This window comes from Streptomyces sp. NPDC001137, assembly GCF_040298885.1.
In the GTDB taxonomy this organism is placed as follows: Bacteria; Actinomycetota; Actinomycetes; order Streptomycetales; family Streptomycetaceae; genus Streptomyces.
In genome coordinates, this window is the sequence record NZ_JBEPBA010000018.1 from 131,657 (window position 1) to 157,425 (window position 25,769).

The 25,769-nt window shown below is 71.6% G+C and carries 29 protein-coding genes and 1 pseudogene; 13 read left to right on the forward strand and 17 right to left on the reverse strand.

The genetic code is table 11. From position 1 onward, the window contains the following. The first annotated feature begins 124 nt into the window (after positions 1–124). Complete coding sequence (locus ABT254_RS30855; protein WP_351477091.1) at positions 125–1,351, forward strand: PucR family transcriptional regulator; 1,227 nt, start codon at positions 125–127, stop codon at positions 1,349–1,351. On the opposite strand, the gene ABT254_RS30860 is transcribed toward ABT254_RS30855, so the two are convergent. Further along, positions 1,329–1,805 carry a GNAT family N-acetyltransferase gene (locus ABT254_RS30860; protein ID WP_351477094.1) on the reverse strand — a complete coding sequence of 159 codons (477 nt, stop codon included), beginning with the start codon at positions 1,803–1,805 and terminating at the stop codon, positions 1,329–1,331. The genes ABT254_RS30855 and ABT254_RS30860 overlap by 23 nt on opposite strands. Before the next feature lie 106 nt (positions 1,806–1,911). Between ABT254_RS30860 and ABT254_RS30865 the strand changes: the two genes are divergently transcribed. Both ABT254_RS30865 and ABT254_RS30870 read left to right on the forward strand, forming a co-directional pair. Continuing rightward, the gene (locus tag ABT254_RS30865; protein ID WP_351477097.1) at positions 1,912–2,274 is read left to right on the forward strand and encodes a DUF1304 domain-containing protein; all 363 of its coding nucleotides are present in this window, start codon (positions 1,912–1,914) and stop codon (positions 2,272–2,274) included. Continuing rightward, entirely contained in the window at positions 2,271–2,834 is a 564-nt protein-coding gene (locus tag ABT254_RS30870) for a TetR/AcrR family transcriptional regulator (protein WP_351477099.1), read from the forward strand. Before ABT254_RS30865 ends, ABT254_RS30870 begins: the two co-directional genes overlap by 4 nt. 7 nt (positions 2,835–2,841) lie before the next feature. On the opposite strand, the gene ABT254_RS30875 is transcribed toward ABT254_RS30870, so the two are convergent. Further along, positions 2,842–3,696 (reverse strand): hypothetical protein, encoded by an 855-nt coding sequence (locus ABT254_RS30875; protein WP_351477101.1) that lies wholly within the window; start codon positions 3,694–3,696, stop codon positions 2,842–2,844. A 69-nt stretch (positions 3,697–3,765) separates the two neighbouring features. Continuing rightward, positions 3,766–4,725: a GlxA family transcriptional regulator gene (locus tag ABT254_RS30880; RefSeq protein ID WP_351477104.1), complete on the reverse strand. Its 960-nt coding sequence runs from the start codon at positions 4,723–4,725 to the stop codon at positions 3,766–3,768. Positions 4,726–4,796: 71 nt separating this feature from the next. On the opposite strand from ABT254_RS30880, the gene ABT254_RS30885 reads away from it, so the two are divergent. Next, positions 4,797–5,747, forward strand: coding sequence for an NADP-dependent oxidoreductase (locus ABT254_RS30885; RefSeq protein ID WP_351477106.1), 951 nt, complete (start codon positions 4,797–4,799; stop codon positions 5,745–5,747). Position 5,748: 1 nt separating this feature from the next. Here the strand turns inward: ABT254_RS30885 and ABT254_RS30890 are convergent, their stop codons facing one another. Then, positions 5,749–6,855 (reverse strand): NAD(P)-dependent alcohol dehydrogenase, encoded by a 1,107-nt coding sequence (locus tag ABT254_RS30890; RefSeq protein ID WP_351477109.1) that lies wholly within the window; start codon positions 6,853–6,855, stop codon positions 5,749–5,751. A gap of 44 nt (positions 6,856–6,899) precedes the next feature. Further along, the gene (locus tag ABT254_RS30895; protein ID WP_351477112.1) at positions 6,900–8,354 is read right to left on the reverse strand and encodes an aldehyde dehydrogenase family protein; all 1,455 of its coding nucleotides are present in this window, start codon (positions 8,352–8,354) and stop codon (positions 6,900–6,902) included. A gap of 103 nt (positions 8,355–8,457) precedes the next feature. Between ABT254_RS30895 and ABT254_RS30900 the strand changes: the two genes are divergently transcribed. Then, a complete protein-coding gene (locus ABT254_RS30900; RefSeq protein WP_351477115.1) occupies positions 8,458–8,895 on the forward strand; it encodes a MarR family winged helix-turn-helix transcriptional regulator in 438 nt (145 codons plus the stop codon). 229 nt (positions 8,896–9,124) lie between these two features. Then, on the forward strand, positions 9,125–9,505 hold the full coding sequence (locus ABT254_RS30905; RefSeq protein WP_351477118.1) for an anti-sigma factor antagonist: 381 nt from the start codon (positions 9,125–9,127) through the stop codon (positions 9,503–9,505). 6 nt (positions 9,506–9,511) lie between these two features. Here the strand turns inward: ABT254_RS30905 and tuf are convergent, their stop codons facing one another. Beyond that, on the reverse strand, positions 9,512–10,705 hold the full coding sequence (gene tuf / locus ABT254_RS30910; RefSeq protein WP_351477120.1) for an elongation factor Tu: 1,194 nt from the start codon (positions 10,703–10,705) through the stop codon (positions 9,512–9,514). A gap of 54 nt (positions 10,706–10,759) precedes the next feature. Next, a complete protein-coding gene (locus ABT254_RS30915; protein ID WP_351477123.1) occupies positions 10,760–11,713 on the reverse strand; it encodes a ribose-phosphate diphosphokinase in 954 nt (317 codons plus the stop codon). Between the two features lie 194 nt (positions 11,714–11,907). Here ABT254_RS30915 and otr(A) point away from each other — a divergent pair, with 194 nt between their 5' ends. Next, positions 11,908–13,764: a tetracycline resistance ribosomal protection protein Otr(A) gene (gene otr(A), locus ABT254_RS30920; RefSeq protein WP_351477126.1), complete on the forward strand. Its 1,857-nt coding sequence runs from the start codon at positions 11,908–11,910 to the stop codon at positions 13,762–13,764. Between the two features lie 145 nt (positions 13,765–13,909). On the opposite strand, the gene ABT254_RS30925 is transcribed toward otr(A), so the two are convergent. After that, a complete protein-coding gene (locus tag ABT254_RS30925) occupies positions 13,910–15,100 on the reverse strand; it encodes a cytochrome P450 (RefSeq protein WP_351477129.1) in 1,191 nt (396 codons plus the stop codon). A 143-nt stretch (positions 15,101–15,243) separates the two neighbouring features. Here ABT254_RS30925 and ABT254_RS30930 point away from each other — a divergent pair, with 143 nt between their 5' ends. Further along, positions 15,244–15,906, forward strand: a complete 663-nt coding sequence (locus ABT254_RS30930; RefSeq protein WP_351477132.1) for a DUF4230 domain-containing protein — start codon at positions 15,244–15,246, stop codon at positions 15,904–15,906. On the opposite strand, the gene ABT254_RS30935 is transcribed toward ABT254_RS30930, so the two are convergent. The 6 genes from ABT254_RS30935 to ABT254_RS30960 are packed head-to-tail and all read right to left on the reverse strand — an operon-like array spanning position 15,907 to position 19,644. Beyond that, complete coding sequence (locus ABT254_RS30935) at positions 15,907–17,670, reverse strand: complex I subunit 5 family protein (protein ID WP_351477135.1); 1,764 nt, start codon at positions 17,668–17,670, stop codon at positions 15,907–15,909. After that, entirely contained in the window at positions 17,670–18,017 is a 348-nt protein-coding gene (locus tag ABT254_RS30940; protein WP_351477295.1) for a sodium:proton antiporter, read from the reverse strand. The genes ABT254_RS30935 and ABT254_RS30940 overlap by 1 nt, the downstream gene beginning before the upstream one ends. Before the next feature lie 8 nt (positions 18,018–18,025). Beyond that, positions 18,026–18,763, reverse strand: coding sequence for an MnhB domain-containing protein (locus ABT254_RS30945; RefSeq protein WP_351477138.1), 738 nt, complete (start codon positions 18,761–18,763; stop codon positions 18,026–18,028). Further along, a complete protein-coding gene (locus ABT254_RS30950) occupies positions 18,760–19,020 on the reverse strand; it encodes a Na(+)/H(+) antiporter subunit B (RefSeq protein ID WP_351477141.1) in 261 nt (86 codons plus the stop codon). The genes ABT254_RS30945 and ABT254_RS30950 overlap by 4 nt, the downstream gene beginning before the upstream one ends. Continuing rightward, positions 19,013–19,465 (reverse strand): MrpF/PhaF family protein, encoded by a 453-nt coding sequence (locus tag ABT254_RS30955; RefSeq protein WP_351477144.1) that lies wholly within the window; start codon positions 19,463–19,465, stop codon positions 19,013–19,015. Before ABT254_RS30955 ends, ABT254_RS30950 begins: the two co-directional genes overlap by 8 nt. Continuing rightward, positions 19,462–19,644 carry a hypothetical protein gene (locus tag ABT254_RS30960; RefSeq protein ID WP_351477147.1) on the reverse strand — a complete coding sequence of 61 codons (183 nt, stop codon included), beginning with the start codon at positions 19,642–19,644 and terminating at the stop codon, positions 19,462–19,464. The genes ABT254_RS30955 and ABT254_RS30960 overlap by 4 nt, the downstream gene beginning before the upstream one ends. Positions 19,645–19,906: 262 nt before the next feature. Between ABT254_RS30960 and ABT254_RS30965 the strand changes: the two genes are divergently transcribed. Both ABT254_RS30965 and ABT254_RS30970 read left to right on the forward strand, forming a co-directional pair. Next, complete coding sequence (locus tag ABT254_RS30965) at positions 19,907–20,578, forward strand: VanZ family protein (protein WP_351477150.1); 672 nt, start codon at positions 19,907–19,909, stop codon at positions 20,576–20,578. A gap of 137 nt (positions 20,579–20,715) precedes the next feature. Beyond that, positions 20,716–21,945: an RICIN domain-containing protein gene (locus tag ABT254_RS30970; RefSeq protein ID WP_351477153.1), complete on the forward strand. Its 1,230-nt coding sequence runs from the start codon at positions 20,716–20,718 to the stop codon at positions 21,943–21,945. A gap of 9 nt (positions 21,946–21,954) precedes the next feature. Here ABT254_RS30970 and ABT254_RS30975 read toward each other — a convergent pair whose 3' ends face one another. Continuing rightward, a complete protein-coding gene (locus ABT254_RS30975; protein ID WP_115911260.1) occupies positions 21,955–22,191 on the reverse strand; it encodes a hypothetical protein in 237 nt (78 codons plus the stop codon). 41 nt (positions 22,192–22,232) lie between these two features. On the opposite strand from ABT254_RS30975, the gene ABT254_RS30980 reads away from it, so the two are divergent. Continuing rightward, positions 22,233–22,595 (forward strand): hypothetical protein, encoded by a 363-nt coding sequence (locus ABT254_RS30980; protein ID WP_351477157.1) that lies wholly within the window; start codon positions 22,233–22,235, stop codon positions 22,593–22,595. 86 nt (positions 22,596–22,681) lie between these two features. On the opposite strand, the pseudogene ABT254_RS30985 reads toward ABT254_RS30980, so the two are convergent. Together ABT254_RS30985 and ABT254_RS30990 are read right to left on the reverse strand one after the other, a co-directional pair. Beyond that, a pseudogene (locus ABT254_RS30985) lies at positions 22,682–22,843 on the reverse strand (DNA topoisomerase IB-related protein); the annotation flags it as partial. A 30-nt stretch (positions 22,844–22,873) separates the two neighbouring features. Beyond that, a complete protein-coding gene (locus ABT254_RS30990; protein ID WP_351477160.1) occupies positions 22,874–23,677 on the reverse strand; it encodes an SDR family oxidoreductase in 804 nt (267 codons plus the stop codon). Positions 23,678–23,787: 110 nt separating this feature from the next. Here ABT254_RS30990 and ABT254_RS30995 point away from each other — a divergent pair, with 110 nt between their 5' ends. Then, complete coding sequence (locus ABT254_RS30995) at positions 23,788–24,828, forward strand: PHP domain-containing protein (RefSeq protein WP_351477163.1); 1,041 nt, start codon at positions 23,788–23,790, stop codon at positions 24,826–24,828. A 38-nt stretch (positions 24,829–24,866) separates the two neighbouring features. Continuing rightward, entirely contained in the window at positions 24,867–25,523 is a 657-nt protein-coding gene (locus tag ABT254_RS31000) for an HAD family hydrolase (RefSeq protein WP_351477166.1), read from the forward strand. The last annotated feature ends 246 nt before the right edge of the window (positions 25,524–25,769 follow it).

A 25,769-nucleotide genomic window follows, 5' to 3' on the forward strand; every position in this document is an offset into this window, starting at 1 on the left:
CAGCCCACACATCGACAAATCCCTTTACGGACCCGTGAACTTGTCAGGTGGTGACAACACGCATGTCCATCACTGTCCGCCGTTGATAAGCCCTGATGGATTACTGGCGGGTATCGTCGCGGCCGTGCCGAAGAGAGCCGCTGTGCCGGTGGAGGAGCCGCGCGGTCCGTTCAACGCGTTACCGACGGGCCTGCACCACCACCTCAGACCCTTCTTCGCCGACATCACCGAGGAGGTCGTACGGGCGATCAGGACCGAGATCCCCGAGTACGCGCGCCCCGCCGACGACACGTACATGCAGGGGGTGCACCGCGGCGTGGACCATGCGCTGCAGGGTTTCCTGGAGCGGATGGCGAAGCCGGACACGGACTGGGAGCCGGTGAAGGCGACGTATCAGCGCATCGGCCGCGGGGAGGCCGAGGAGGGGCGCAGCCTCGACTCGTTCCAGTCGGCGCTGCGGCTGGGCGCACGGGTGACGTGGCGGCGGGTGAACGCGCTGGTCGACGCCGATCTGCTGCCGCGCAATGTGCTGGCTGCCTTCGGCGAGGCGCTGTTTCTGCACCTGGACGAGATGGCGGCGGCGACGACCGCGGGCTACACGGAGGCACGGCTGCACGCGGCCGGCGAGCTGCAGCAGCGCCGCACCCGGCTGCTCGACCTGCTCACCGCGGATCCGCCCGCCTCCGCGGAGGCCATCGCGGACCTCGCGCAGAGCGCACGCTGGCCGGTGCCGCGCGCGCTGGCGGTGGTGGCGATCGACCACCGGCCGCAGGCGGGCGGGCAGCCGATCGTGGCGCCCGAGTTCCTCGCCCGTTTCGACGTCCAGCCGGCCGTGCTGGTCGTGCCGGACCCGGAGGGGCCCGGGCGGGCACGTGCGGTGGCCGGGGCGCTGCACGGACGGCGGGCCGCGATGGGCCCGACGGTGGCCCTGCAGGAGGGGGCACGGTCGCTGCGCTGGGCGTCCGAGGCGCTGGACCTGGTGCAGCGCGGCGTGCTCGCGGACGGCGAAATGGTGCGCTGCCAGGACCACTTGGCCACGCTGCTGCTCCTGCGCGACGACGCTCTGATCGACGCCATGACCGAGCACCGGCTGCGCCCGCTGGAGCAGGTGCGGCCACCGCAACGCGAACGCCTGGCGGAGACCCTGCTCAGCTGGCTGCAGTGCGGGCACAATGCCAGCGAGGTCGCCGTCCGGCTGGCCGTGCACCCCCAGACGGTGCGCTACCGCATGCGCCAGCTGGACGAGCTGTTCGGCTCCCGACTGCACGACCCGGCGGCCCAGTTCGAGATGCAGCTGGCCCTGCGCGCCCTGGAGCTGCGCCGCGGCGCTACAGGGGCTGGCGCAGGGTGACCGTCATGGCGGCGAAGCCGCCCCGCTCGTAGAACCGGATGGCGTCCGCGTTCGCCGCGTACGCCGTCACCTCGGCCTGCTCGGCGCCCTGCCGCCGGGCCCAGTCCAGGAACTCCTCCACCAGCCGGTCCCCGGCCCGGGCGCGCCGGTGCTCGGGGCGGACGTAGATGCTGACCAGGGTCGCGGAGGTGACGGTCCGCTTCTCCGTGGGCCCGGTGACGGATCCCATCAGGTGTCCGACGACCTGTCCGTCGTGCTCCACGGCGAGGACGAGGCGTGCCGGGTCCTCCAGAGCCGCGGCGAACGACTGCGCGCCGTGCTCGCGCGGCCAGTCGACATTCACGCTGCTGTCCCGGGTGCCGCCGTCCTCGGCGAACAACCCGGCGCTGGAGGCGACGAGGCCCGGTATGTCCTCGGCGCGGGCGCGTCGCACGATCACCTGTCGATCAGTCATGCACGCAGGCTATCGGCGGGCACTGACAGTGACACTTCCTGGACACCTGTCCCGCTATAGTGGACACCTGTCCAGGAAATCGCCACAAGAATGACGGAGCCCTGCAATGGAGACGCTCGCGAACGTACTGGTCGGTCTGGTGGCCGCCCTGCATGCCTACATCCTGGTGATGGAGATGTTCCTGTGGCAGAAGAAGCCCGGGCGGGCGCTGCACGGGTTCGACCGGGAGATGGCGCGGGCGACCGCGCCGATGGCCGCCAACCAGGGCCTCTACAACGGCTTCCTCGCGGCCGGTCTGGTCTGGGGCCTGATCGCGGCGGACCCGACCGGCTTCCGCGCCCAGGTGTTCTTCCTGTGCTGCGTCGTCATCGCGGGCGTCTACGGCGCCGTGACGGCCAACCGTCGCATCCTGTTCGCGCAGGCACTGCCCGGCGCGCTCGCCCTGGCCGCCGTCCTGCTCGCCCAGTGACCCGCCGCGCGCCTCACGACCCGCGGGCGGCGCGCACCCGGGCGCGGCTGCGGGAGGCGCTGCTCGCGGAGTGCGCCGAGCGGCCCCTCGCGGAGGTGGGGGTGGCGGCGCTGGTGCGGCGGGCCGGGGTCGGACGAGCCACCTTCTACGTCCACTACGACGGTCTGGAGGCGCTGGCGGTCGACGCCTGCGCGGATGTCGTCCGGGAGGCCGTGGAGGCGCTGCACTCGTGGCAGGGCCGCCCGGACCCGGTGCACGCGCCGCCCGCGCTCGCCGAGTTCTTCGCCTCCCTCTCCCCGCACGCCGGCCTGTACCGCGAACTCCTGACCCCGGGCGGCGGCGGCCCCCTCGGCCGGGTGCTGCACCGGGACCTGCGCGCCTACAGCCTCCGCGAGCGCGAACGGGCGGGCGCCGCGGACGCACCGCTGGTCGCCTCGGCGGTGGCCGCCACCTTCGCGGGCGTCCTGGCCGACTGGCTGCACGGCCTTCTTGCGGGTGACGCGGCCCAAATCGCCGACGAGGTCTGGCAGTTGCTGGTGGCCCTGCACGCGAGCCGGTGACGGCGGCTCACGCGCAGCCCCTGCCCCCCTTCACCAGCGGCCAGGCCTCGATGCCCTCGGGTGTGCGGACGTAGGCCTTGCCCGGATCGCCGGTCAGCCACAACTGCCGGCCGTGGAAGCGGTATCCGGTGTCGTGGGCGCCGGCGGGCATGCGCACGTCCCCGTCGTACGGGGAGGTGAGCATGCCCTCGGGGAGGACTCCGTCGGGATCGCGGGCGTACAGCCTGCCCTTGTTGCCCTCCCCCAGCGACAGGAAGTGCGCCTTCTGCCAGTCGCAGTGGGCCGGGCCGGCGCTGCTGTTCACCTCGGTGACCGGCAGCCGTTCGCCGTGCCGGTCGGTCCAGATCTCGTACCACTGCCGGTCGGTGAAGCTCGCCGGGAGTTCGGACGGGTCGCAGGAGGCGCTGGTCTCCGGGCCCCAACCGGGCCGGTTCTTCTGATCCTTGGCGACGACGACGGCCACCTTGGTCCTGCCGCCCACGTCGAAGGAGTACAGGACGCGGTCCTTCTCCTTGCGCTCCGCCCGGTAGCCGTAGCGGGGGACGTCGGGCTGCTCGATCTCGAAGTACGCCCTGAGCCCGTCCTCCGGTGTCCCGCCGCCGTCGCCCTTGCTCCACGGGTCGCTGCCGCCGCCGGAGTAGATCTGCCCGTCGCACTCCAGCGCCCGGCCCGCGGCACCCGACGCGATCCGCACGGCACGAACGCCGTCCTCGTCGCCATGCTGCACGGGCACGTGCAGCGGCCCGCTGTAGGGCGCCTCGGGAACCGTGCCGTCGACCACGAGATCCTGGGCCTTCCCACTGCCGCACGCCACCGCCGCCGAGGCGACCAGCAGCGTCGTCACCACCACTCGTGCGCGCATCCCCCACCCCTTTGTTCCGCTCGTCGGTCCACGCTCCTGCGACGCGGCGGCGGAGGGGAACGTTCGCGGCTAGCGGGTGGCCGTCTGGAAGGTGCGCCGGTAGGCCTGCGGAGAGACGCCGATCGCGGCGTGCAGGTGCTGGCGCAGGGACGCGCCCGTCGCGAAGCCGACGCGTCCGGCGATCTGGTCGACGGACAGGTCGCTGGATTCCAGCAGGTGCCGGGCGCGGGCGATGCGCTGCTGGACGATCCAGCGGCCGGGGCTGAGGCCGACCTCCTCGTTGAAGCGGCGGGCGAAGGTGCGCAGGCTCATCCGGGCGTGCGCGGCGAGGTCGGACAGGGTGAGCGGTTCGTCGAGGCGTTCCAGGGCCCAGGCGCGGGTGGCGGCGGTGCTCGCGGCCCCGCTCTCCGGGACCGGCTGCTCGATGTACTGGGCCTGGCCGCCGTCCCGGAAGGGCGGTACGACACAGCGGCGGGCAACCGCGTTGGCCAGCTCGCTGCCGTGGTCGGTGCGCACGATGTGCAGGCAGACGTCGACGCCGGAGGCGGCGCCCGCCGAGGTGAGGATGCGGCCGTCGGCCACGAAGAGGACGTCCGGGTCGAGGTCCACGTGCGGGTAGCGCCGCCGGAACGCGTCGGTGACCTGCCAGTGCGTGGTGGCCCTGCGGCCGTCGAGCAGGCCCGCCGCCGCGAGGACGAAGGCGGCCGTGCAGATGGAGACGATCCGCGCCTCGGGCCGGATGCAGGCGAGGGCGGCGGCGAGCTCCGCGGGCAGTTCGGTCGGGATGCGCGCGGGGGTCATGGAGGCGACCACCACGGTGTCGGCCGTGGCCAGGATCTCGGGGCCGTGCTCCACGCCGATGGTGAAGTCGGCGCAGGTGCGCACCGGTTGGCCGTCGACGCTGCAGGTCAGCACCTCGTACCGGCCGTCGGCGGCGCCGAGGATCCGGCTGGGGATGCCCAGCTCGAAGGGGTACACGCCGTCCAGGGCCAGCACCACGACCCGTTCCACCCGCTGCTCACCAGTCATGGCACGATCTTATCGAAGGTTGGCAATCGTGCCATTTTCTTGCCGGGCGGACCCCGGCAGGCTGGGTGACCATGAGCGATGTGAACACGATGCGAGCCATCAGTCAGGACGTCCTCGGCGGTCCCGAGGTCCTCAAGGAAGTGCAGTTGCCGCGCCCCGAGCCGCGCACCAACGAGGTGCTGGTCCGCGTGCGCGCCGCCGGCCTCAACCCGACCGACTGGAAGCACCGCGCGAACGGCGGTTTCCTGGGCGAGCCGCCGTTCGTCCTGGGCTGGGACGTCTCCGGGGTCGTCGAAGCGGTGGGGATCGGCGTCGCCCGGTTCAAGCCCGGCGACGAGGTCTTCGGCATGCTGTCCTACCCGTTCGGCCACGGCTCGCACGCCGAGTACGTCACCGGCCCGGCGCGGTGGTTCGCGCACAAGCCGGCCTCGATCGACCACACGCAGGCGGGGGCGCTGCCGCTGGTCTCCCTGACCGCCTGGCAGGCCCTCGTGGAGTACGCCGACGTGCAGCAAGGTCAGCGGGTGCTGATCCATGCGGCGGCCGGCGGGGTCGGGCATGTGGCCGTACAGATCGCCAAGGCGCGCGGCGCCCATGTGATCGGCACGGCGAGCGCGGGCAAGCACGACTTCCTGCGCGGGATCGGTGTGGACGAGGCGATCGACTACCGGGAGACCGACTTCACCGAGGCCGTGAAGGACGTGGACGTCGTCCTGGACACGATCGGCGGGGACACCTCGACTAACTCGCTGCGCGTGCTGCGCCCAGGCGGGATCGTCGTCTCGATCCTGCCCGTCGGTTCGAAGGACTTCTGCGAGGAGGCGGAGCGGCTGGGTGTGCGGGCGCTGCGCATGCTGGTGGACGCGTCGCACAGCGGCCTCAAGGCGATCGCGGAGCTGGTGGAGGCGGGGAAGCTGCGCCCCGCGATCGCCGGTACCTTCCCGCTGGCCGACGCCGCCGAGGCCCACAGGCTCGGCGACACCGGCCGGACCACGGGGAAGCTGGTCCTGACGGTCGACTGAGTCAGAACGTCAGCACGGGCTTGATCGCCTTGCCGGCGCCCATGTCCCGCACCGCCTGGTCGATGTCCGCGAACGGATAGGTGCTGATCAGGCGGTGCAGCGGGAGCCGTCCCTCCTTCACCAGCTGGACCAGGGACGGGATGAACGACTGCGTCTCGGCGTCGCCCAGGGTGAGCCCGACGACCTGCTTGCCGCCGAGCAGACCGTTGACGTCCAGGGCCACTTCGCTGCCGAAGGGCGGCGCTCCCACGACGACCAGCGTGCCGCGCGCGGCGAGCGCGTCGACGCCCTGGCGCAGCACGGCGACGCTGCCGGTGGTCTCGACGACACCGTCGGCGCCCCGTCCGCCGGTGATCTCCGCGAGTGCCTCGGCGAGGTCGGCCTCGCCGACGTTGACGGTGTGGGTGGCGCCCAACTCCTCGGCGAGCAAGAGGCGTTCGCCGACCCTGTCGACGGCGACGATCCTGGTGGCGGGGGTCAGTGCGGCGGCCATCACGGCGGACAGGCCGACGGCTCCGGCGCCGAGGACGACGATCGTGCTGCCCGTCACCGGTTTCAGCACGTTCCAGACGGCGCCCACTCCGGTCTGCACACCGCAGCCCAGCGGTGCGATGGACTCCAGCGGTACGTCCGCGTCGACCTTGACGAGGCTGCGCTCGTCCACCAGCGCCCGCTCGGCGAAGGAGGACTGGCCGAAGAAGTGGCCGCCGAGCGGGGTGCCGTCCCGGCTGATGGTGCTGGTGCCGTCGGCGCGGCGGCCGCCGATCAGGTTCAGCGGCAGCCAGGTCGCGCAGTACGCGGGGTGGCCGCCGTGGCAGTTGCGGCACTCGCCGCAGGAGGTGAAGGACAGCACGACGTGGTCGCCGGGCGCGATGCCGGTGACGGCCGGTCCGACGGCCTCGACGACACCGGCGCCCTCGTGACCGAGCACTCCCGGCAGCGGGAAGGGCAGGCCGCCGCTCGCGACGCCGAGGTCGGTGTGGCACAGGCCGGTGGCCACCATGCGGACGACCGCCTCGTGGGGCCCGGGCTCGTCGAGCTCGACATCGGCGAGCGCGAAGGGCGCACCGCCGGACTCGACGACCGCGGCGCGGGTGGGGATGGACATCGTACGAACTCCCTTGATTCTCAGGCGAGTTGAGCCCTGCGGGTTCAGTCGAGCGAGACGACGACGGACTTGACCTTGGTGTAGGCGGCGAGGGCCTCGGGCCCGTACTCGCGGCCGAAACCGGAGTCCTTGACGCCGCCGAAGGGCACCGCGGGGTCGAGCATGGCCCAGTCGTTGATCCAGACGATGCCTGCCTGGAGGCGGTCGGCGATGCGGTGGGCGCGGGCGAGGTTGCTGGTCTGGATTCCGGAAGCGAGCCCGTACGGCGTGGAGTTGGCGAGCTCGACGGCCTCGTCCTCGGTGTCGAAGGGCTGCACGGTCAGGACCGGGCCGAAGATCTCCTCCTGGACGACACGGGAGTCGTTGGACAGATCGGCGATGACGGTGGGCCGGTAGTAGTAGCCGCCGTCGAGGTCGAGCCGCTCGCCGCCGCAGACGATGCGACCGCCTTCCTTGCGGGCGATGTCGACGTATTCCTCGACCTTCTTCAGGTGCTTCTCCCCCGCCATCGGTCCGACGACGGTCTCGGGGTCGCGCGGGTCGCCGACCGGTACGCCGGGCACGGCGTCGGCGAGGATGCCGAGCACGGTGGCGTACACCGGGCGGGAGACGAGCAGGCGCGGGCCGCCCATGCAGAACTGGCCGGTGTTGAAGACGAACGCCTTGATGATCGCGCCGACCGCCTTCTCCAGGTCGGCGTCCTCGAAGACGATGTGGGCCGCGTTGCCGCCGAGTTCCATGGTGACGGGCTTGAGGGCCTCGCCTGCGGTGGCAGCCACGTGGCGGCCGATGGCGGTGGAGCCGGTGAAGGCGACCTTGTCGACTCCGCGGTGGCGCAGCAGCGCCTCGCCGGCGACCGGTCCGGTGCCGGTGACCACGTTGACGACGCCGTCCGGGACGCCCGCCTGCTGGAGCAGCTTGGCCATGTACAGGGCACTCAGTGGGGTCTCGTCGGCCGGCTTGTGCACCACGGTGTTGCCGGCCGCGAGCGCGGGGCCGATCTTCGAACCGGCGAGGATCAGCGGGAAGTTGAAGGGGGTGATCGCGGCGACCACGCCGATCGGCTCGCGCTTGGTGTAGGCGAGGGCGTTCATGGGGGTGTCGCGGACGGCGCCGTCCAGGGAGTGGGCGAGGGCGGCGAAGTGCTCGTAGTCGTTGGCCGCGTTGGTGATGTCGACGGCGTGGCACAGCGAGATGGGCTTGCCGACGTCCAGGCTCTCCAGGCGGGCCAGTTCGTCGGCGTTCTCGCGGATCAGCTCGGCGACGCGGTGCAGGATCCGGCCGCGCTCGCGGCCGCTCAGCCCGGACCAGGTGCCGCTGTCGAAGGCCTCCCGGGCGGCGCGCACGGCCGCGTCCACGTCGGCGGCGCCCGCCTCCGCGACGGTGGTGACGACCGCGCCCCGGGACGGGTCGACCACCTCGGTGCGCGCTCCGTCGGCGGCCTCGCGCCACTGGCCCCCGACAAACAACTGTCCGGGTTCGATCTCGAAGGCGGTCATCACCACTCCTCAGCCTCATTGCCAAGATTTCAACCAACAGGATTCCTGTTGGTTCGCAGTCTCATTACAGACAGGTTTCCTGTCAATGCTCTAGGCTGAACCCATGCTCGACACCCAGGCGACCAAGACGTCCCCGTCCCTGCTCTACATGGTGAAGCAGGTGGAGCTGGTGGTGCGCTCGCACCTGGACGAGCTGGTCAAGCCGTCCGGGATCACCGCGCTGCAGTACACCGCGCTCACGGTCCTGGAGCGGCACGACGGGCTGTCGGCCGCACAGCTCGCCCGCGACTCGTTCGTCACCGCCCAGTCCATCGCCGATCTCATACGGTCCCTGGAGAGCCGCGGACTGGTGCGGCGGGAGCGCAATCCGCGCAACCGGCGCGAGCTGCTGATCCTGCTGACGGATGCCGGCCGGGAGCTCCTGGATCAGTTCGCGGGACCCGTGCGGGAGCTGGAGGAGCGGATGGTGCGGGATCTCACCGCACACCAGACCGAGCAGCTGCGCCAGGCACTCTCCAAGGCCTGGCACGCACTGTCGTAGCCCTGCCGCACCCACCATGGGAGCGCTTCATCGCAATTCGAAGACATATGTCAATCGAACATGCTCAAATTCACTCCATCGAGGGTAACTTGCAGGACGGAGAACGGATTTGCGCTCACCAGGGACCCGGGGGACCTTCTGCGCTCGTACGCTCGCTGCACGTTGTCACCCCAGCCCCCGGTGACCTGCAACCCCGCAGCGGACGGAGCTGGTTGGAGGCGATGTCGTCGTGCACCAGGAGCCCGCACCGCCGACCCGGCATCTGCGTGTCCACCTCGACCGGGGCCATACGGTGCTGGAGTTCCGCGGCGAGATCGACATCGCCGCGGCCCTGGAGATCTCCCCCGTTCTGGACCGGGTGACGGCACGCCCCGATGTCCGTCTGGTGATCGATCTGCGGCCGGTCGACTTCTTCGACTGCTCCGGGTTACGCCTGCTCTACCGGGCCCGCTCCCGGGTCCTCGACCAGGACGGCGAGCTGCGGCTCGTCTGCACGCACCCGCTCGCCCTGCGCATCATGCGGGTCACCGGACTGACCCGGCTGCTGCCCGCACACCCGACCCTGGACGCGGCTCTGGGACAGCCCGAGGCCACATCCGGGTCGTTGTGAAGCTCCCTACTTGAGGATCTTGGTGACCTGACCCGCGCCGACCGTCCGGCCGCCCTCACGGATGGCGAACTTCAGGCCCTCCTCCATGGCGATGGGCTGGATCAGCACGACATGGATGCTGGTGTTGTCGCCCGGCATGACCATCTCGGTGCCCTTGGGCAGGGTCACCACACCGGTGACGTCCGTGGTGCGGAAATAGAACTGCGGGCGGTAGTTCTCGAAGAACGGCGTGTGCCGGCCGCCCTCGTCCTTCGAGAGGATGTACGCCTGCCCCTCGAACTCCGTGTGCGGGGTGACCGTGCCGGGCTTGATGACGACCTGCCCGCGCTCCACGTCCTCGCGCTTGACACCGCGCAGCAGCAGTCCGACGTTCTCCCCGGCCCGGCCCTCGTCGAGCAGCTTGCGGAACATCTCGATGCCGGTGACGGTGGTCCTCGTCTTCTGCTCGTGGATGCCGATGATCTCGACCTCGTTGTTGACGTGCAGCACCCCGCGCTCGATCCGGCCGGTGACGACGGTGCCGCGGCCGGTGATGGTGAAGACGTCCTCGATCGGCATGAGGAACGGCTTGTCGACGTCGCGCTGCGGCTCGGGGACCGCCGTGTCGACGGCGTCGAGCAGGTCCAGCACCGACTGGGTCCACTGCTCGTCGCCCTCCAGGGCCTTCAGGGCGGAGACCCTGACGACCGGGACGTCGTCGCCGGGGAACTCGTACTCACTGAGCAGCTCGCGCACCTCCAGCTCGACCAGTTCCAGGATCTCCTCGTCGTCCACCATGTCGGTCTTGTTGAGGGCGACGACGATGTACGGCACGCCCACCTGCCGGGCCAGCAGCACATGTTCCTTGGTCTGCGGCATGGGTCCGTCCGTGGCTGCCACGACCAGGATCGCGCCGTCCATCTGGGCCGCGCCCGTGATCATGTTCTTGATGTAGTCCGCGTGTCCGGGGCAGTCGACGTGCGCATAGTGCCGGCGCTCGGTCTGGTACTCGACGTGGGCGATCGAGATCGTGATGCCGCGCTGCCGTTCCTCGGGCGCCTTGTCGATCTGGTCGAACGGCGTGAACGGGTTCAGGTCGGGAAACCTGTCGTGCAACACCTTGGTGATGGCCGCCGTGAGCGTCGTCTTGCCGTGGTCGATGTGACCGATCGTGCCGATGTTCACGTGCGGCTTGGTCCGCTCGAACTTCGCCTTCGCCACTGCAACCCCTCCTGAGCATCCCTGTGATGCCGAGCGTTGCTCGCTACCTCATGTCTATTCGCTTCGCGCCGCGTCGAACAGGGCGCTGACGGACTCCCCGTTGTGAATGCGTCGTACGGCCTCGGCGAGGGCTGGGGCGATGGACAGGATCCGCAGCTTCTCGGTGCGCTCCTCCTCCGGGACCGGCACGGTGTTGGTGCACACGATCTCCAGTACGTCGGGCTGCTCGCCGATCCGCTTGAGCGCCCCGGCCGCGAACAGGCCGTGCGTACACGCCACCCGGATCGACCGCGGCCCCAACTCCCGCAGCCGATCCAGGAGTTCGAGGACGGTGCTGCCCTTGGCGATCTCGTCGTCCAGGACGATGACGTCCCGGTCGGTGACCTCGCCGATCACGGAGCTGATGGAGACCCGGTCGTCGGCGTACCGCTGCTTGGCGCCGGCGGCGACCTGGGCGCCGATCATCCGGGCGAAGGCGGCCGCCTCCTTGGCGTTGCCGAGGTCCGGCGAGACGACGGTCGTGCGGGACAGGTCGTACTGCCGGAAGTACGCGGCCAGTTCACGCCGGGCGTGCAGATGGTCGACCGGTACCGAGAAGAAGCCGTGCACCTGCGGCGAGTGCAGCGTCATGGCGAGGACCCGGCTCGCGCCCGCCGCGACCATCAGGTCCGCGACGAGCCGGCCGCCCAGGGAGATCCGGGGCGCGTCCTTCTTGTCGGAGCGGGCGTAGGAATAGTGCGGCATCACGACGGAGATCCGCGCCGCCGACGCACCGCGGGCCGCGTCGCACATCAGCAGCAGTTCCACGAGGTGCTCCTGGACCGGCCGGACCAGCGGCTGGATCAGGAAGACGTCCCGCTCGCGGCAGTTGGCCTGGAGCTGCACCTCCAGACAGTCGTTGGCGAAACGGCTGACCCGGGTGGGGCTGAGCGGCACACCGAGATGCGCACAGACCTCCGCGGCCAGATCGGGGTGGGCGCTGCCGCTGAACACGGAGATGTCTCGCACGATCCGCTCCTCGCGTGATCATTCCGGGGGACGGGCTCATGCTACTGACCGCGGAAATTCGGTTGCGGTGCGCCACCGGCCGCACGCCATGATGTCCCGGTCCGAGTCCCTCACCTCAGGAGATCCCATGCGCCGACTCCTCGGAATCAACCAGCGCCCCCATCGGCCCACGGTTTTCGAGGACTCGACCCCGCATGCACACCCTGAACATCGGCATTCTCGCCCACGTCGACGCCGGTAAGACCAGCCTCACCGAGCGGCTGCTGTTCGACCACGGAGCGATCGACCGGCTCGGCAGCGTCGACGGCGGTGACACCCGTACGGACGACGGGGAGATCGAGCGGGAGCGCGGCATCACCATCCGCTCCGCGGTCGCCGCGTTCACCGTCGGCGACACCCAGATCAACCTCATCGACACCCCCGGACACTCCGACTTCATCGCCGAGGTCGAGCGCGCCCTGGAGGTCCTGGACGGGGCGGTGCTGCTGCTGTCCGCCGTGGAGGGCGTCCAGGCACAGACGAGGGTGCTGATGAGGACCCTGCGGCGGCTGCGGCTGCCCACACTCGTCTTCGTCAACAAGATCGACCGTGCCGGCGCCCGGTCCGCGGGCCTGCTGGCCGACATCCGGCGCAGACTGACGCCCTACGTCGCACCGCTCACGGACGTGACGGGCATCGGCACCGCCGACGCCCGCGTGACCGTACGCCCGCCCGGGGATCCGCGGCTGGCCGAGGCCCTCGCCGAGGTCGACCCGGGAATCCTCGCGGCGGTCGTCGACGGCCCCGCGCCCACGCCCGACGACCTGCGCAAGGTACTCGCGGAGCGGACCGCCGACGGCTCGTTCCACCCGGTCTTCTTCGGCTCGGCCCTGGGCGGGCAGGGCGTCGCCGAGCTCGTCTCGGGAATGGTCGGGTTGATCCCGCCGGCCCCCACGGCCGAGGGCACCGGCCCGCGCGGCACGGTGTTCGCGGTGCGCCCCGGCCCGGGCGGCGAGCGGACGGCGTACCTTCGGCTCTACGACGGCGAGGTCACACCGCGCCAGCGCCTCACCCTGCTGCGGCGCGAGGCCGACGGCCGCACCACGGAGGTCTTCGGACGGGTGAACCGCCTTGAGGTCATCGGCCGGGACGGGCCGCTCACCGCGGGGAACATCGCGGCGATCGGAGGCCTTGGCGGGGTGCGGGTGGGTGACCGGCTCGGTGAACTCACCGACCGAGCACCGCAGTTCGCGCCCCCGACGCTGGAGACCGTGGTCCGTGCGCGCCGCCCCGAGCAGGCGGCACGCCTGCGCGAGGCCCTCCTCGCCCTCGCCGACCAGGACCCGCTGATCCACGCCGGGCCGGCGCCCGCGGGGGCCACCGCGCTGCTCCTCTACGGCGAGGTCCAGATGGAGGTGATCGCGGCGACGCTCGCCCGGGACTTCGGCGTCGAGGCCGACTTCGCGCCGGGCCGGGTGCGGTTCCTGGAGCGGCCGCGGGGGGTGGGCGAAGCCCGCGCGGAGATGCCGTGGCACCTGGGCACGCGGTACTGGGCGACCATCGGGCTGCGGGTGGAGGCCGGCCCGCGCGACTCGGGTGGGGTGTTCTTGTACGAGACGGAGCTCGGCGCACTCCCCCGCGCCTTCCACCAGGCGATCGAGGACACGGTGCACACGAGCATGTCGACCGGACTGTCCGGGGTGCCGGTGACGGACTACCGGGTGACGCTGATCCGCTCCGGCTACTGCTCGCCGATCAGCACAGCCGCAGACTTCCGGGGCCTCACCCCGATCGTGCTGCGCCGCGCGCTGGAGGCGTCGGGGACCCGTCTGTACGAGCCGTACCACGCGTTCGAGGCGGAGGTGCCGCTGGACGCGCTGGCTCCGGTGACCGCCGAACTCGCCTCGCGCGGAGCGGAGTTCACCGGCACCACGGCGGGCTCCTCGTCCTGGCTGATCACCGGTGAGCTGCCGGCCCGCCGGGTGCGCGAGGTCGAGCTACGGCTGCCGGGGCTCACGCGGGGCGAGGGTGTGTGGTGGTCGCGTCCCTCGGGTGACCGGCTGCTGCGGTGAGCTGCGCGGGCTGAGCGAGGAGGGGTCGTCGGTCGTGTGCGGCCCCGTCGTGGCCGGTCGCGCCCGCGCGGCGAAGCCGCACATTGATACAGCCCCGCGCCCCTGTGGGGCGCGGCCGAAACCGCCGCAGGCCGTCACGCCCCGTTCACCACGACACCGGCAGTCGCCTCGGGCTTCGTGTCATCTGGCCCTCTCGCCAGTCGATCGTGCCGGGCGTGAACTCGGCGCGCAGGTCGGGGAAGCGGGCTGCCAGGCGGTGCAGGGCCAGGCCGAGTTCCAGGCGGGCGAGCCAGGCGCCGAGGCAGTGGTGGGGGCCGGCGCCGAAGATGACGCTGGGGGCGGGCAGCGGGGTGAACAGGTCGGGTGGGCCGGGCGGGAACACGTCGGGGTCGCGGCCGGCGGCGTTGGTCTGGACGGCGACCACGCTGCCCGCCCGGATCGTCACACCGCCGACCTCGGTGTCCTCGACGGCGCGGCGGATCAGGCCGGGCAGCACCCGCCCCTCGCTGAGCGGGACCGCTCGCAGCAGTTGTTCGGCCGCGACCGCCGCCGTCTCCTCGTCCTCGGCGAGCCCGGACCAGGCCTCCTGCCGGTCGGTGAGGAGGTAGACGACGATGTTGCCGAGGGCCGTCATGGTGGTCTCGTGGCCTGCGACCACCAGTCCGCACACCAGCGTGACCAGTTGCCGCTCGTCGATGTCCAGGCTGTCGCCCGCAGCCACCAGGCCGCTCACCAGGTCGTCGCCGGGGGCCTTGCGCCGCTGGGCGACCAGATCGGCCGCGAAGGCGCCGAACTCGTGCATGGCGGCGACGACCTGCTCCCGGGTGTGCGCGCCGCCGGAGAGCGCGTGGTCGGCCCAGTGGCGGATGCGCTCGCGGTCCACGTGGTCGAGCCCCATCAGCCGGGAGATGACGGAGACGGGCAGCGGGCGGGTGAAGCCCTCGATGATGTCCGCGGGACGGTCCTGTGCGGCGAAGTCGTCGAGGAGAGTCTCCACCACCGAGGCCACCCAGGGGTGCCAGCGGGCGATCGCGCGGGGCGTGAATGCCCGTTGGACGGTGCCGCGCAGCCGTTGGTGGGCCTCGCCGTCCTGGTTGAGGAGCCCGTTCGGGTCGTCGAGCAGGTTCGGTACGACGAGCAGCGGCGGCGCGTCCTCGGCGTGCAGGGAACTCCTGTTGAACCGGGGGTCCATGAGCACCTGGCGTACGTCGGCGTAGCGGGTCACCAGCCACACCGGGGTGCCGGTGGCGAGGGTGGCGGGGCGGGGAGGTCCGGGTTCGGGGAGGTCGATGCGGTGCATGGGGCAGAGGGGCCGGGAAGTGCTGTGTGTACTCATCCGGGACTCCAGGCGCGCCGGTACGGAGAGTTCTCCACGCTAGTGCGCCCTGCGTGCCCCCGTCAGCGGCGCCATTCGGCCAACGGCTCGGTCTGACAAGGGTTTTGAGGGGCATGCGCAGTGTAGGAAGGAGGGCCGTCGCCATGACGACTCCCATCAGGCGCATGTCCAGGCGCATGCCCGGCTGGGCGAAGGCGGTGAGCGCCGTCGTGCTGGTGCTCGTGGTGTTCTTCGCCGGGATCCGGCTGAGTGTGCTTCCTGGCCTCAAGGACCTGTTCGGCACCGAAACGCACGACCGCTCGGGACCCGCACTGCTCCAGTCCATCCAGGACATGAGCCGTTACGACGCCGCCTCCGGCAACTTCCAGGTCGTCGTCGACCTGGAAAAGGACACCAAGTACCTGCCCGACGCGATCCGCGGCTCCCGCACCCTGTACATCGGTGCGGGCACCGTCGATGCCTACGTCGACCTCGGCAAGGTCGGCAAGGACGACGTGACGGTCAACGGCGACCGCACGTCCGCCACACTCCGGCTGCCGCACGCGGCGCTCGGCAAGCCGGCCCTCGACCCGGACCGCTCCTACGCCGTCTCCAAGCAGCGCGGTCTCCTCGACCGGCTCGGCGACCTGTTCTCGGACAATCCCAACAGTGAGCAGGCCGTGCAGAAACTCGCGGTCAAGCACATCGGTGACGCGGCGAAGGACAGCGGCCTGACCCGGCGCGCCGAGTCCAACACCACCGACATGCTGGAGGGTCTGCTGCGCTCCCTGGGCTTCAAGGAGGTGCATGTCACCTACGAGAGCTGATCAGGCCCCGAGGACTCCGGGCAGTACGAGCGCGGCCAGCAGCGTGGCGCCGACGAGCATCCAGGCCACATAGTCCCCGACATGGCCGGACTGCAGGCGCCGCAGCTGCGCGGCTCGGTACGCCCCCGCGAGCAGCTTCGGCCGGATGACGGCCACGGTCGCGAGGCCCACTGCCAGTACGGCGGAGGCAAGCCCGAGCAGGATCCCGGCCGGTGTCCAGTGCGGGGTCGAGACCACGACTCCGCCGGACCCGGCCTCGTTCACGCCGTGGGCGACCACTTCGGCGAAGCCGGGGACGACGCCGACGGCGAGGGCCGCCGCGAGCAGCACCGCGGGTACCGCCGTCATGGTGTCGGGGACCCGGCTGAGCCGGCGCTGCGTCTCGGGCTCCTCGCCGGAGCCGGTCGTCTCGTACTCGGTGTCCTCCTCGGGCCGGTGGCCGAGGCCGAAGTAGACCCGCGCGGTGACGCGCAGCACCGCCGCGCCGGTCACGGTGCTGGCGAGGACGTACAGCACGGTGAGCGAGCCGCCCACGGCCTCCTCGGTGACGGCCTTGCCGAGCCCCGTGCCGAAGGGCGGCAGCCCGGCGAGACCGAGTCCACCGAGGCCGTAGAGCACGGCGACTCCGCGCAGCCGCCGGGCGCGTCCGTGCAGCGCGTATTCGTCGACGCTGCCGAAGCGGTCGAGGAGGATGCCGGTGCAGGCGAACAGGGCGGCCTTCACTCCGGCGTGGCCGAGGATGTAGAGCGCGACGCCGTCGTCGCCCTCCGGGGTCAGCACGCCGATGCCGATGAGGAACAGTCCGGTGTGGGCGATCGTCGAGAACGCCAACTGCCGTTTGATGTGCCGCTGGAACCAGCACATCACCGCGCCGATCACAGCCGTCAGCGCTCCGAGCACCAGCAGTACCCGCTGCGCGTCGGCGGCCGGGATGCCGCCGGGCCCGGAGAACACGCTCCCGTACACCCGCCAGACGCCGTACGTGCCGAGTTCGACCATGACGCCGGACAGCAGCATGCACACGGGCGTCGGTGCGACGGCGTGGGCGTCGGGCAGCCAGAAGTGGAAGGGCACGGCGGCCGACTTGACCAGCAGTCCGGTGAGGACCAGGACGAAGCCGGTGAGGACGAGCGCGTCGGGCCCGCCGTGCCGGTCCAGGCCGCGCCCGATCTGGGTCATGGCCAGTTGGCCGGTGCGCGCGTACAGCAGCCCGATGCCCATCAGCACGGCGTACGCGCCGAGCGAGGTGACGACCGCGAAGGTCAGCGCGCCCTGGACGGCCTTGGCCTCCTCGACGCGGGTGCCGGTCAGGGCGTAGGCGACGACGCTCATCAACTCGAACCAGACGAACATGTTGAACAGGTCGCCGGCGAGCGCGAAGCCGCACATGCCGCCCTGGAAGAGCAGCATCAGCGCGGGGAAGGAGCCCGCGTGGCGGCGGGGCGGTTCATCGAAGTAGTGCCAGGAGTACGCCAGTGCGGCCAGGGTCAGCAGTGAGGCGAGCGCGGCCATGCCGAGGCCCGGCCCGTCGCCGGTCAGGACGATGCCGACGCTTTCGCCGTTGACGGGCTGCCAGCCGCCGACCCACTCGGTCATGGGCGGTGAGGAGTTCAGCAGCAGTACGATCGCGAGCCCGGCCGTGCCGGCGGAGACGGCGCATCCGACGGACTCGGCGGCCACCCGGGGCAGCCGGCGGCCCGCGGCGACCAGGAGGGCGGCCCCCAGCAGGGGCACGGCGACGACGAGGGGCAGCAGGTCGTTCATCAGCCGCGCAGCTCGGAGAGTTCGTCGGGGTCGACGGTGCCGTGGCGTTTGGCGATCTGCATGACGAGCGCGAGCAGCAGCGCGGTGACGGTGGCGCCGACGACGACGTCGGTGAGGGTGAGCGCCTGCACGACCGGGTCGACGACGGGCCGGGAGCCGGGTTTGATGTCGGAGAACACCGGTGCGGTGGCGCCGTCGCGGTAACCCACGGACAGCAGCAGCACATAGGTGCCGGCCTGGCACACGGACAGGCAGCCGACGGCGTGGATCAGGTTGCGGCTGGTGGCCAGGCCGTAGCAGCCGACCAGGAAGACCCAGGCGGCGACCAGGTACGGCAGTACATCCATCACGGCTCTCATGTGCCGCTCTCCTCCTCGATCTCGACGGCCTGGTCCAGGAAGCGGGCGAGCAGCACGACGACGGCGCTGGCGACCTCCATGCCGATGGCCGCGTTCAGCAGCGGGACGGTGCCGCCGGAGGACAGCGTGTTGAAGGTGCCGTACGGCAGCGTGTTGGCGAGGAAGGCGGTGCCCCCGATCAGTCCCGCGATGCCCATGACCAGGTAGCCGGAGGCGGCGAGGGCGTCGGAGACCTCGTAGGCGCCGATCGGTCTGATGCGTTCCAGGGCCGCGTAGTCGGCGCCCAGGTAGAGCAGGTGGAGGGCGGTCGCGGCGACCACCCCGCCCTGGAAGCCGCCGCCGGGGCTGAGCTGGCCGTGGGCGATGACGTACAGGCCGCTGAGCAGGGCGACGGGCAGGACGACGAGGGCGTAGCGGCGGACCGGCAGGGCGACTTCGGCGGGTTCGGGGCGGGCGCGGTGTTCGTCGCGGGTCTGGCGCAGCAGCGTCACGCAGCCGAGGACGGCGGAGAACAGGATGGTCATCTCGCCGAGGGTGTCGAAGGCCCGCTGGTCGAAGTTGACGGAGGAGATGGTGTTGGCGGTTTGCCGGGCCAGGGAGGCGTGCACGGCGCGGTCGCCGTAGGGGTGGCGGTCGCCGCCGAAGCGCGGCAGGTCCAGGCAGGCCGCGACGAGCAGGGCGGCCAGGCCCGCACCGCCTGCGAGCAGCACCCACAGCCGGACGCGCCGGGTCATCGCTCACGCTCCTTGCCCTGCGCGCGCCGCTTGACCTTGCGGACGGTGAGCATCAGCAGCAGCGGCGTCAGCGCCGAGCCGACGGCCAGTTGGGAGAGCCCGACGTCGGGCGCCTGGAGCACGGTGAACAGGGCGGCGAGGGCGATGCCCAGGAGGGACAGGACGAGGGCCTGGCGCATGGGGTCGCGGGTTGCCACGGCCACGGTCGCGCAGGCCGCGACCAGCAGCAGTGCCACGACGATCACCGCGTCAGCCACCGCGGACCCCCCGGAATCCGCCGGCCAGGGCCCGCGAGGCGATGATGTTGCCGCTGATCAGCAAGGCGCCGATGACGAGGAGTTTCACCATGGCGCGGCCGGGGCCGGTCGCGATGCACAGGGCGGTCACGGCGGCAGCGCCGAGGCCGGCGACCGTCAGGGTGGGCCCCCAGGCGCGTGGCGGGTCCTCGGCGATTTCCTCGGCGAGCAGCCGGGCGAAGACGAGGGTGCCGACGGGTCCGAGCAGGGCCAGGACGAGGCCGAGGTCGACGTAGGAGGGGCGGTCGTAGGCCTGGGAGAGGAGCAGCAGGCTCGGACAGGCGAGTGCGGTGGACAGGTTCTGGGCCACGACGCGGCGGCGCAGCGGACCGGTGGTCACACCCCACAGCGCGGTGCCCAGTCCGCCGGCGAGGCCGACGGCGGCGGCGAGCGTCCAGCCGTTCACGCCCCGCTCACCGCCCGTCGTGCGCCCCGGGCCGCAACGGCGCCCACGCAGGCGCAGCCCGCGCCGACGACGAGTTCCAGCGTGTCGACGGTGCTGATGAGGACCAGCCACAGCAGTCCGAGCGCGATCCACCAGCCCAGCAGCTCGACCACGGTGAACAGGGCCGTTCGCGGGGTCATGCGCCACCTCCTCGGGCTCTGCTCGCGCACCGTCACCCACTTGCAGGATGTCCGGTACATCCGGCATGTCCGTCCCGCGGCATCCAAACATCGCGGCGGGCGCCTAGGGCGGCGGCGCGCTGGCTTCCACCGCCGGAGTGCCCCTACGGCGGGAAGGGAAACCGCGAGGACATTCGGGCCGGGCCGGCCGGGCGGCGGCATTCTCGGCCGACGAGCGGGTAACCGCCTTAGAACGCAGGGAAGTTGAAGACTGGAGGACCTGATGGCCCGTGCAGCCTTGCGAGCACGTTCAGCGTTGCGCCTGCGTACCACCAAGACCGGCACGTCCGAGAAGCCGAAGAGGTTCGGGAAAAAGACCAAGGGGCCGGAGAAGGCCAAGAGGCCGGAGAAGGCGAAGAAGTCCGGGAAGCCCGGGGGCAAGTCGCAGCCCGCTCCTCGTGAGCGGCATGTACTGGCCCTGCCGATCCGTCTGCTGGCGATGCTGTGCGCCTTCGGGTTCATGGTGGCGTTCGCCGTGGTGCTGGCCCGGCTGACCCTGGAACCCTCCCCCGCCTCGGTGGCGATGGCCCACACCAACCTGCATCCGGGCAGCACCCTGCGGCTCTATCTGGACCAGCCGGCGTTCCGGGACGCCGTGAAGCAGATCGGCGGCAATGTACTGCTGGGTGTTCCGTTCGGCATCCTGGTGCCGGTCGTGGCGCCGCGGGCGCGCGGATTGCTGCGGGTGCTGGCGCTGACCGCGGTGGTGATGCTGCTCGTGGAGTTCGCCCAGGGAGCACTGGTCGAGGGCCGGGCCTTCGACATCGACGACGTCATCCTCAACACCGCCGGTGCGCTGGTGGGTTACCTCCTGCTGGGGCGGCGGCTGAGCCGGGCGGTGCACGCGCGGGAGCGGCTGCCGCGACGGGCGGCGAAGAGGGCAAAGGGCGCATAGTCCCACCGCCCAACTCCTGGTCCGTACCAAAGTATTGACGCCCACTTATCTCACTCCTTAAATCAAGAGGCGACGCCTGCACCCCCCACCTCGGCCGGCGCCTCGGTGCGCCCGGCCGCCGTACGGAAGGAAGTGCCGTGGCCTCCCCACGCCTGCTGCGCAGATGTCTGTTCGCCGCCCTCTCCGCCGTGCTGGTCGCGTCCGCCGCGACCGGTGCTGCGCAGGCGGATCCGCCCGGGGCGGTCGCCGCCGCGGTGGCGTTCTCCGACAATTTCGACGGGCCCGCCGGGGCCGCGGTCGACTCCTCGAAGTGGCAGACCGAGACCGGCGACAACGTCAACAACCACGAGCGGCAGTACTACACCTCCGGCACCAGGAACGCGGCCCTGGACGGCCAGGGCCATCTGGTGATCACGGCCCGGCGCGAGAACCCGGCCAACTACCAGTGCTGGTACGGAACCTGCCAGTACACCTCGGCGCGGCTGAACACCGCGGGGAAGTTCAACGCCCAGTACGGGCACGTCGAGGCACGGATGAAGATCCCGCGGGGCCAGGGCATGTGGCCCGCGTTCTGGATGCTCGGCACGCCCGTCAACTGGCCGGACTCGGGCGAGATCGACGTCATGGAGAACGTCGGCTACGAGCCGTCCACCGTGCACGGCACCATCCACGGCCCCGGCTACTCCGGCTCGGGCGGCATCGGCGCCGCCTACTCCCTCCCGAACGGGCAGGCCTTCGCGGACGCCTTCCACACCTTCGCCGTCGACTGGGCGCCCGACTCGATCACCTGGTCCGTGGACGGCAATGTCTACCAGCGGCGCACACCCGCCGATCTGGGCGGCAGGACCTGGGTGTTCAACAAGCCGTTCTTCCTGATCCTGAACCTGGCGGTGGGCGGCTACTGGCCCGGCGACCCGGACGGCTCCACGTCGTTCCCCCAGCAGCTGGTGGTCGACTCGGTGTCGGTGACGACCGGCGACTCGGCCACCGGGGCGGCGATCAGGGGACTGGCCGGAAAGTGCGTGGACGTCGCCGGCGCGAACTCCGCGAACGGCACCCCGGTCCAGCTGTACGACTGCAACGGCACCGCCGCCCAGCAGTGGACCGCGGCCTCCGACGGCACCCTGCGCGCGCTCGGCAAGTGCCTGGACGTCACCGGCAACGGCACCGCGGACGGCTCGACCGTCCAGCTGTGGGACTGCACCGGCGGCCCGAACCAGAGGTGGACGGTCACCGGCGCGCACGACATCGTCAATCCGCAGGCGGACAAGTGCCTCGACGTGACCGGGAACAACTCGGCCAACGGCACCCGGCTGCAGATCTGGACCTGCTCGGGCGGCGCCAACCAGAAGTGGACGGTCGGCTGAGCCGCCCCGTCAGTGCAGTTTCCAGGTGAACTTGTCGCCGCCGACCCAGCGCACCACGTCCGGGTCGTCCAAGTCGTGCACCGTGATGCCGAAGGCGGCGGCCGCCTCCAGGACGTCGGTGACGGACTTGGCCTCGCCGATCACTTCGCCGTCGATCTCCACGATCCGGAACGGCGGTGTGCCCGGCTGCACGCCGAGGACCATGATCCGGGGATTGGAGATGTAGGGAGCTGCTTGTTCGGTCATGCAATAGAGCGTAGGACGCATCGGGCAGGGATCGCTCGGGGGTGTCGGCGCTGCGGCAGATCGAGCACCGCCGCCTCGACGGCACCCTGCGTCGCGGGACGGCCGAGGTGCCCGTGTTCCCCCAGCCGGGTGAGCACGGGGGCGATGGTCTCGCCCTGCTCGAAGAGCTCCGCGACACGGGGGTCGATGCAGGAGGCGCGGCACACGGCGGGGGTGTTGCAGGCGCGCCGGTCCCAGTGGACCAGCAGCCGCTCCCCGCCGTTGCGGCGGCGCAGCAGGGCGCGTACGACCGCAAGGACCTGCTCGTCGACGCCTTGGCGCGCAGTTCGGGCAGGGCGCGGGCGACCTCGCGGACGTGTTCGTGCTTGGCCTGCTCCTGCTGGGCGCGGAACTGCTCGTGGTAGAGGTACTGGCGGCGGCGCCCGGCGTCGTCGGTGCCGTCGGCCTGGAGATGGCCGTGGGGCCGGGGGCAGATCCACACCTGGCGCCAGGCGGGCGGGATGACCAGGGCCCGGATGCGGGCGAGGTGCTCGGGGTCCTTCAGCGGTGCGCCGGTCTGGTCCCGGCAGCGGAAGCCGCGGCCGCAGCGATGGGGGTCCCCCCGCTCGAGCGAAGCCGAGAGTGGGGGAGGGTGAAGCCGGGGCCGTCGCAGGAGCTGATGCGCAGTCTCACGGCGGCCGGCTCAGGGGCGCCGCCAGTCGTCGCTCTTGAGGTGGGAGCCGGCCTGCGGGCCCATCCGCAGCATGCCGCCGTCCACGCTCCAGGAGGCGCCTGTGACGTAGGAGGCGTCGGGGCTCGCCAGGAAGGCGATCACGGCGGCGACCTCGCGGGCGTCGCCGGGCCGTCCCACGGGGATGCCGGGGCGGGGCTCGGTGTGCACGTCGGTGTCCTCCTGGCCGGTCATCGGGGTGGCGATCTCGCCCGGCGCGACCGCGTTGACGGTGATGCCGTACTCGGCGAGCTCCAGGGCCATGACCTGGGTGAACAGTCCGAGGCCGCCCTTGGCCGCGCAGTAGGGGGCGGCGCCGACCCGCGGCTGGTGCTCGTGGACGGAGGTCACGTTGACGATCCGGCCGCCGTCGCCCTGCCGGATCATGTGCCGCGCCGCCCGCTGCCCGCACAGGAAGGGGCCGATGAGGTCGACCTCGACGACCTCGCGCACGGTGTCGAGTTCGAGGTCGAGGAAGGGCGTCATGGTGCCGGTACCGGCGTTGTTGACCAGCACGTCCAGGCGGCCGAGCCGGTCGCAGAGCTCGTCGACGGTGCCGGCGGCGGTGGGCAGCCGGGTGAGGTCCATCTGGGCCACGGCGGCCCGCTGCCCGTGGGCGCGCACCTCCTCCGCGGTCTCCTCGGCGCCCTTGAGGTCGCTGTTCCAGGTGATGCCGACGTCCATGCCCGCCCGGGCCAGCCGTACGGCGGTGGCGCGGCCGATGCCGGAGTCGGAGCCGGTGATCACGGCGACCTTGGTGGGAGCTGATGTGGGCATCGCCGACCTCCTCCTGGACGGTGCGGGGTGCGCATCGCAGTACCCGGGTGCGGGCGGGACAAACCGTGCGGGGTGCCCGGCGCTGGGGAACCCTGGAGGAGGAGGTCACCATGGATCCCGTCGAGGCACTGGAGCGGATCGCCTTCCTGCTGGAACGGTCCCTGGCGCCGACGTACCGCGTCCGCGCCTTCCGTACGGCGGCCCGCGTGCTGACGTCCCTGCCCGCGGACGAGGTCCGCGAGCGGGCGGCCGCCGGGTCACTGGAGTCGCTCAAGGGCGTCGGCCCGAAGACCGCGCAGGTCGTCCGGGAGGCGCTGGCCGGAGAGGTGCCCGGCTATCTGCGCAAGCTGGAGGGCGAGGCGGGGGCGCCGAGCGAGGACCGGGCCGGTGCGGGGCTGCGGGCCAGGCTGCGCGGGGACTGCCATCTGCACTCCGACTGGTCGGACGGCGGCAGCCCGATCGAGGAGATGGGCCGGGCCGCGAAGGCCCTCGGGCACGAGTGGGCGGTCCTCACCGACCACTCCCCCCGGCTGACCGTGGCGCGCGGTCTGTCACCCGAGCGGCTGCGGGAACAGCTGGACGTGGTGGCGGAGCTGAACACCACCTGGGCGCCGTTCCGTCTGCTCACCGGCATCGAGTGCGACATCCTCGACGACGGCGCGCTGGACCAGGAGCCGGAGCTGCTGGAGCGGCTCGACCTGGTGGTGGCGTCGGTGCACTCCAAGCTGCGCATGGACGCCCGCTCGATGACCCGCCGCATGGTGGCCGCCGTACGCGATCCGCACTCCGATGTGCTCGGGCACTGCACGGGGCGGCTGGTGACCGGGCGGGGGCGGCCCGAGTCGGAGTTCGACGCCGAGGAGGTGTTCGCCGCGCTGGCCGAGACGGGCACCGCCCTGGAGATCAACAGCAGGCCCGAGCGGCTGGATCCGCCACGGCGGCTGCTGCGCAGGGCGGTCGAGGCGGGAGTGCTGTTCTCGGTCGACACCGACGCGCACGCGCCGGGCCAGCTGGACTGGCAGATCCTCGGCTGTGCCCGGGCGGAGGAGTGCGGGGTGCCGGCCGAGCGCGTGGTGAACACCTGGAGCCTGGACGAGCTGCTGGCCTGGACCCGCTCGCGGCGCACGCCCGCAGGAGTGGCGGGAACCTGACGTGGTACTCGGGTCAGCGAGAGAGCGAAGGAGCGCGCATGGAACGGGCGGCCGTGTTCGACGTCGACGGAACCCTCGTCGACACCAACCACCTTCACGTGGCGACCTGGTGGGAGGCCTTCCGGCAGGCCGGGCACAAGGTGCCCATGCACGCCATCCACCGCTCCATCGGTCTCGGCTCCGAGGACCTCGTCGCCCGGCTGCTGGGCGACCGGCGGGACACCGACCAGGACGCCGAACTCAGCGCCGCGCACAAGGCGTTGTACGGCCAGTACTTCGACCGGCTGCCCGCGTTCGAGGACGCCGGGCGGCTGCTGCGGCGCCTCGACCACGACGGCTGGAAGGTGGTGCTGGCCACGTCCGCGAGCGGCCCGGAACTCTCCGCTCTGCGCCGCGCGATCTCCGCCGACGACGCGATCACCGCCACCGCGAGCGCGGACGACGTCGAGGAGGGAAAACCGGCCCCCGAGCCCGTCGAACACGCCCTGGAACTGGCCGGGGTACCCGCGGAACGGGCGGTCTTCGTCGGCGACACCGTGTGGGACATGCGCGCGGGCAGTCGCGCCGGCGTGCGCTGTCTGGGCGTACTGTGCGGCGGCATCCCACGCGCGGACCTGGAGGAGGCGGGAGCCGAGGCGGTGTACGACGACCCCGCGCACCTGCTGTCCGACTTGAAGAACAGCCCGCTGGCCTGAGCGACCCGAGCGGGTGACGCAGATCACCCCACAACGCGCCGAACACCGGAACACCCAGCGGTAGTTCGCCGTTGAACCAACCGTGGGTGCGGATGGGACAGTGTCCCCGGGCCTCACCATTCGCCCACAGGGACGATCGTTCGGCTGAAGCCCTGTGGAGCCCTTCGCCGAGAGGCGACCGCCATCCGTGCCCACCCCTTGGCGAGCCCCGACCGGCCTCCCCCGTCCGGTCGGGGCTCTTTCATT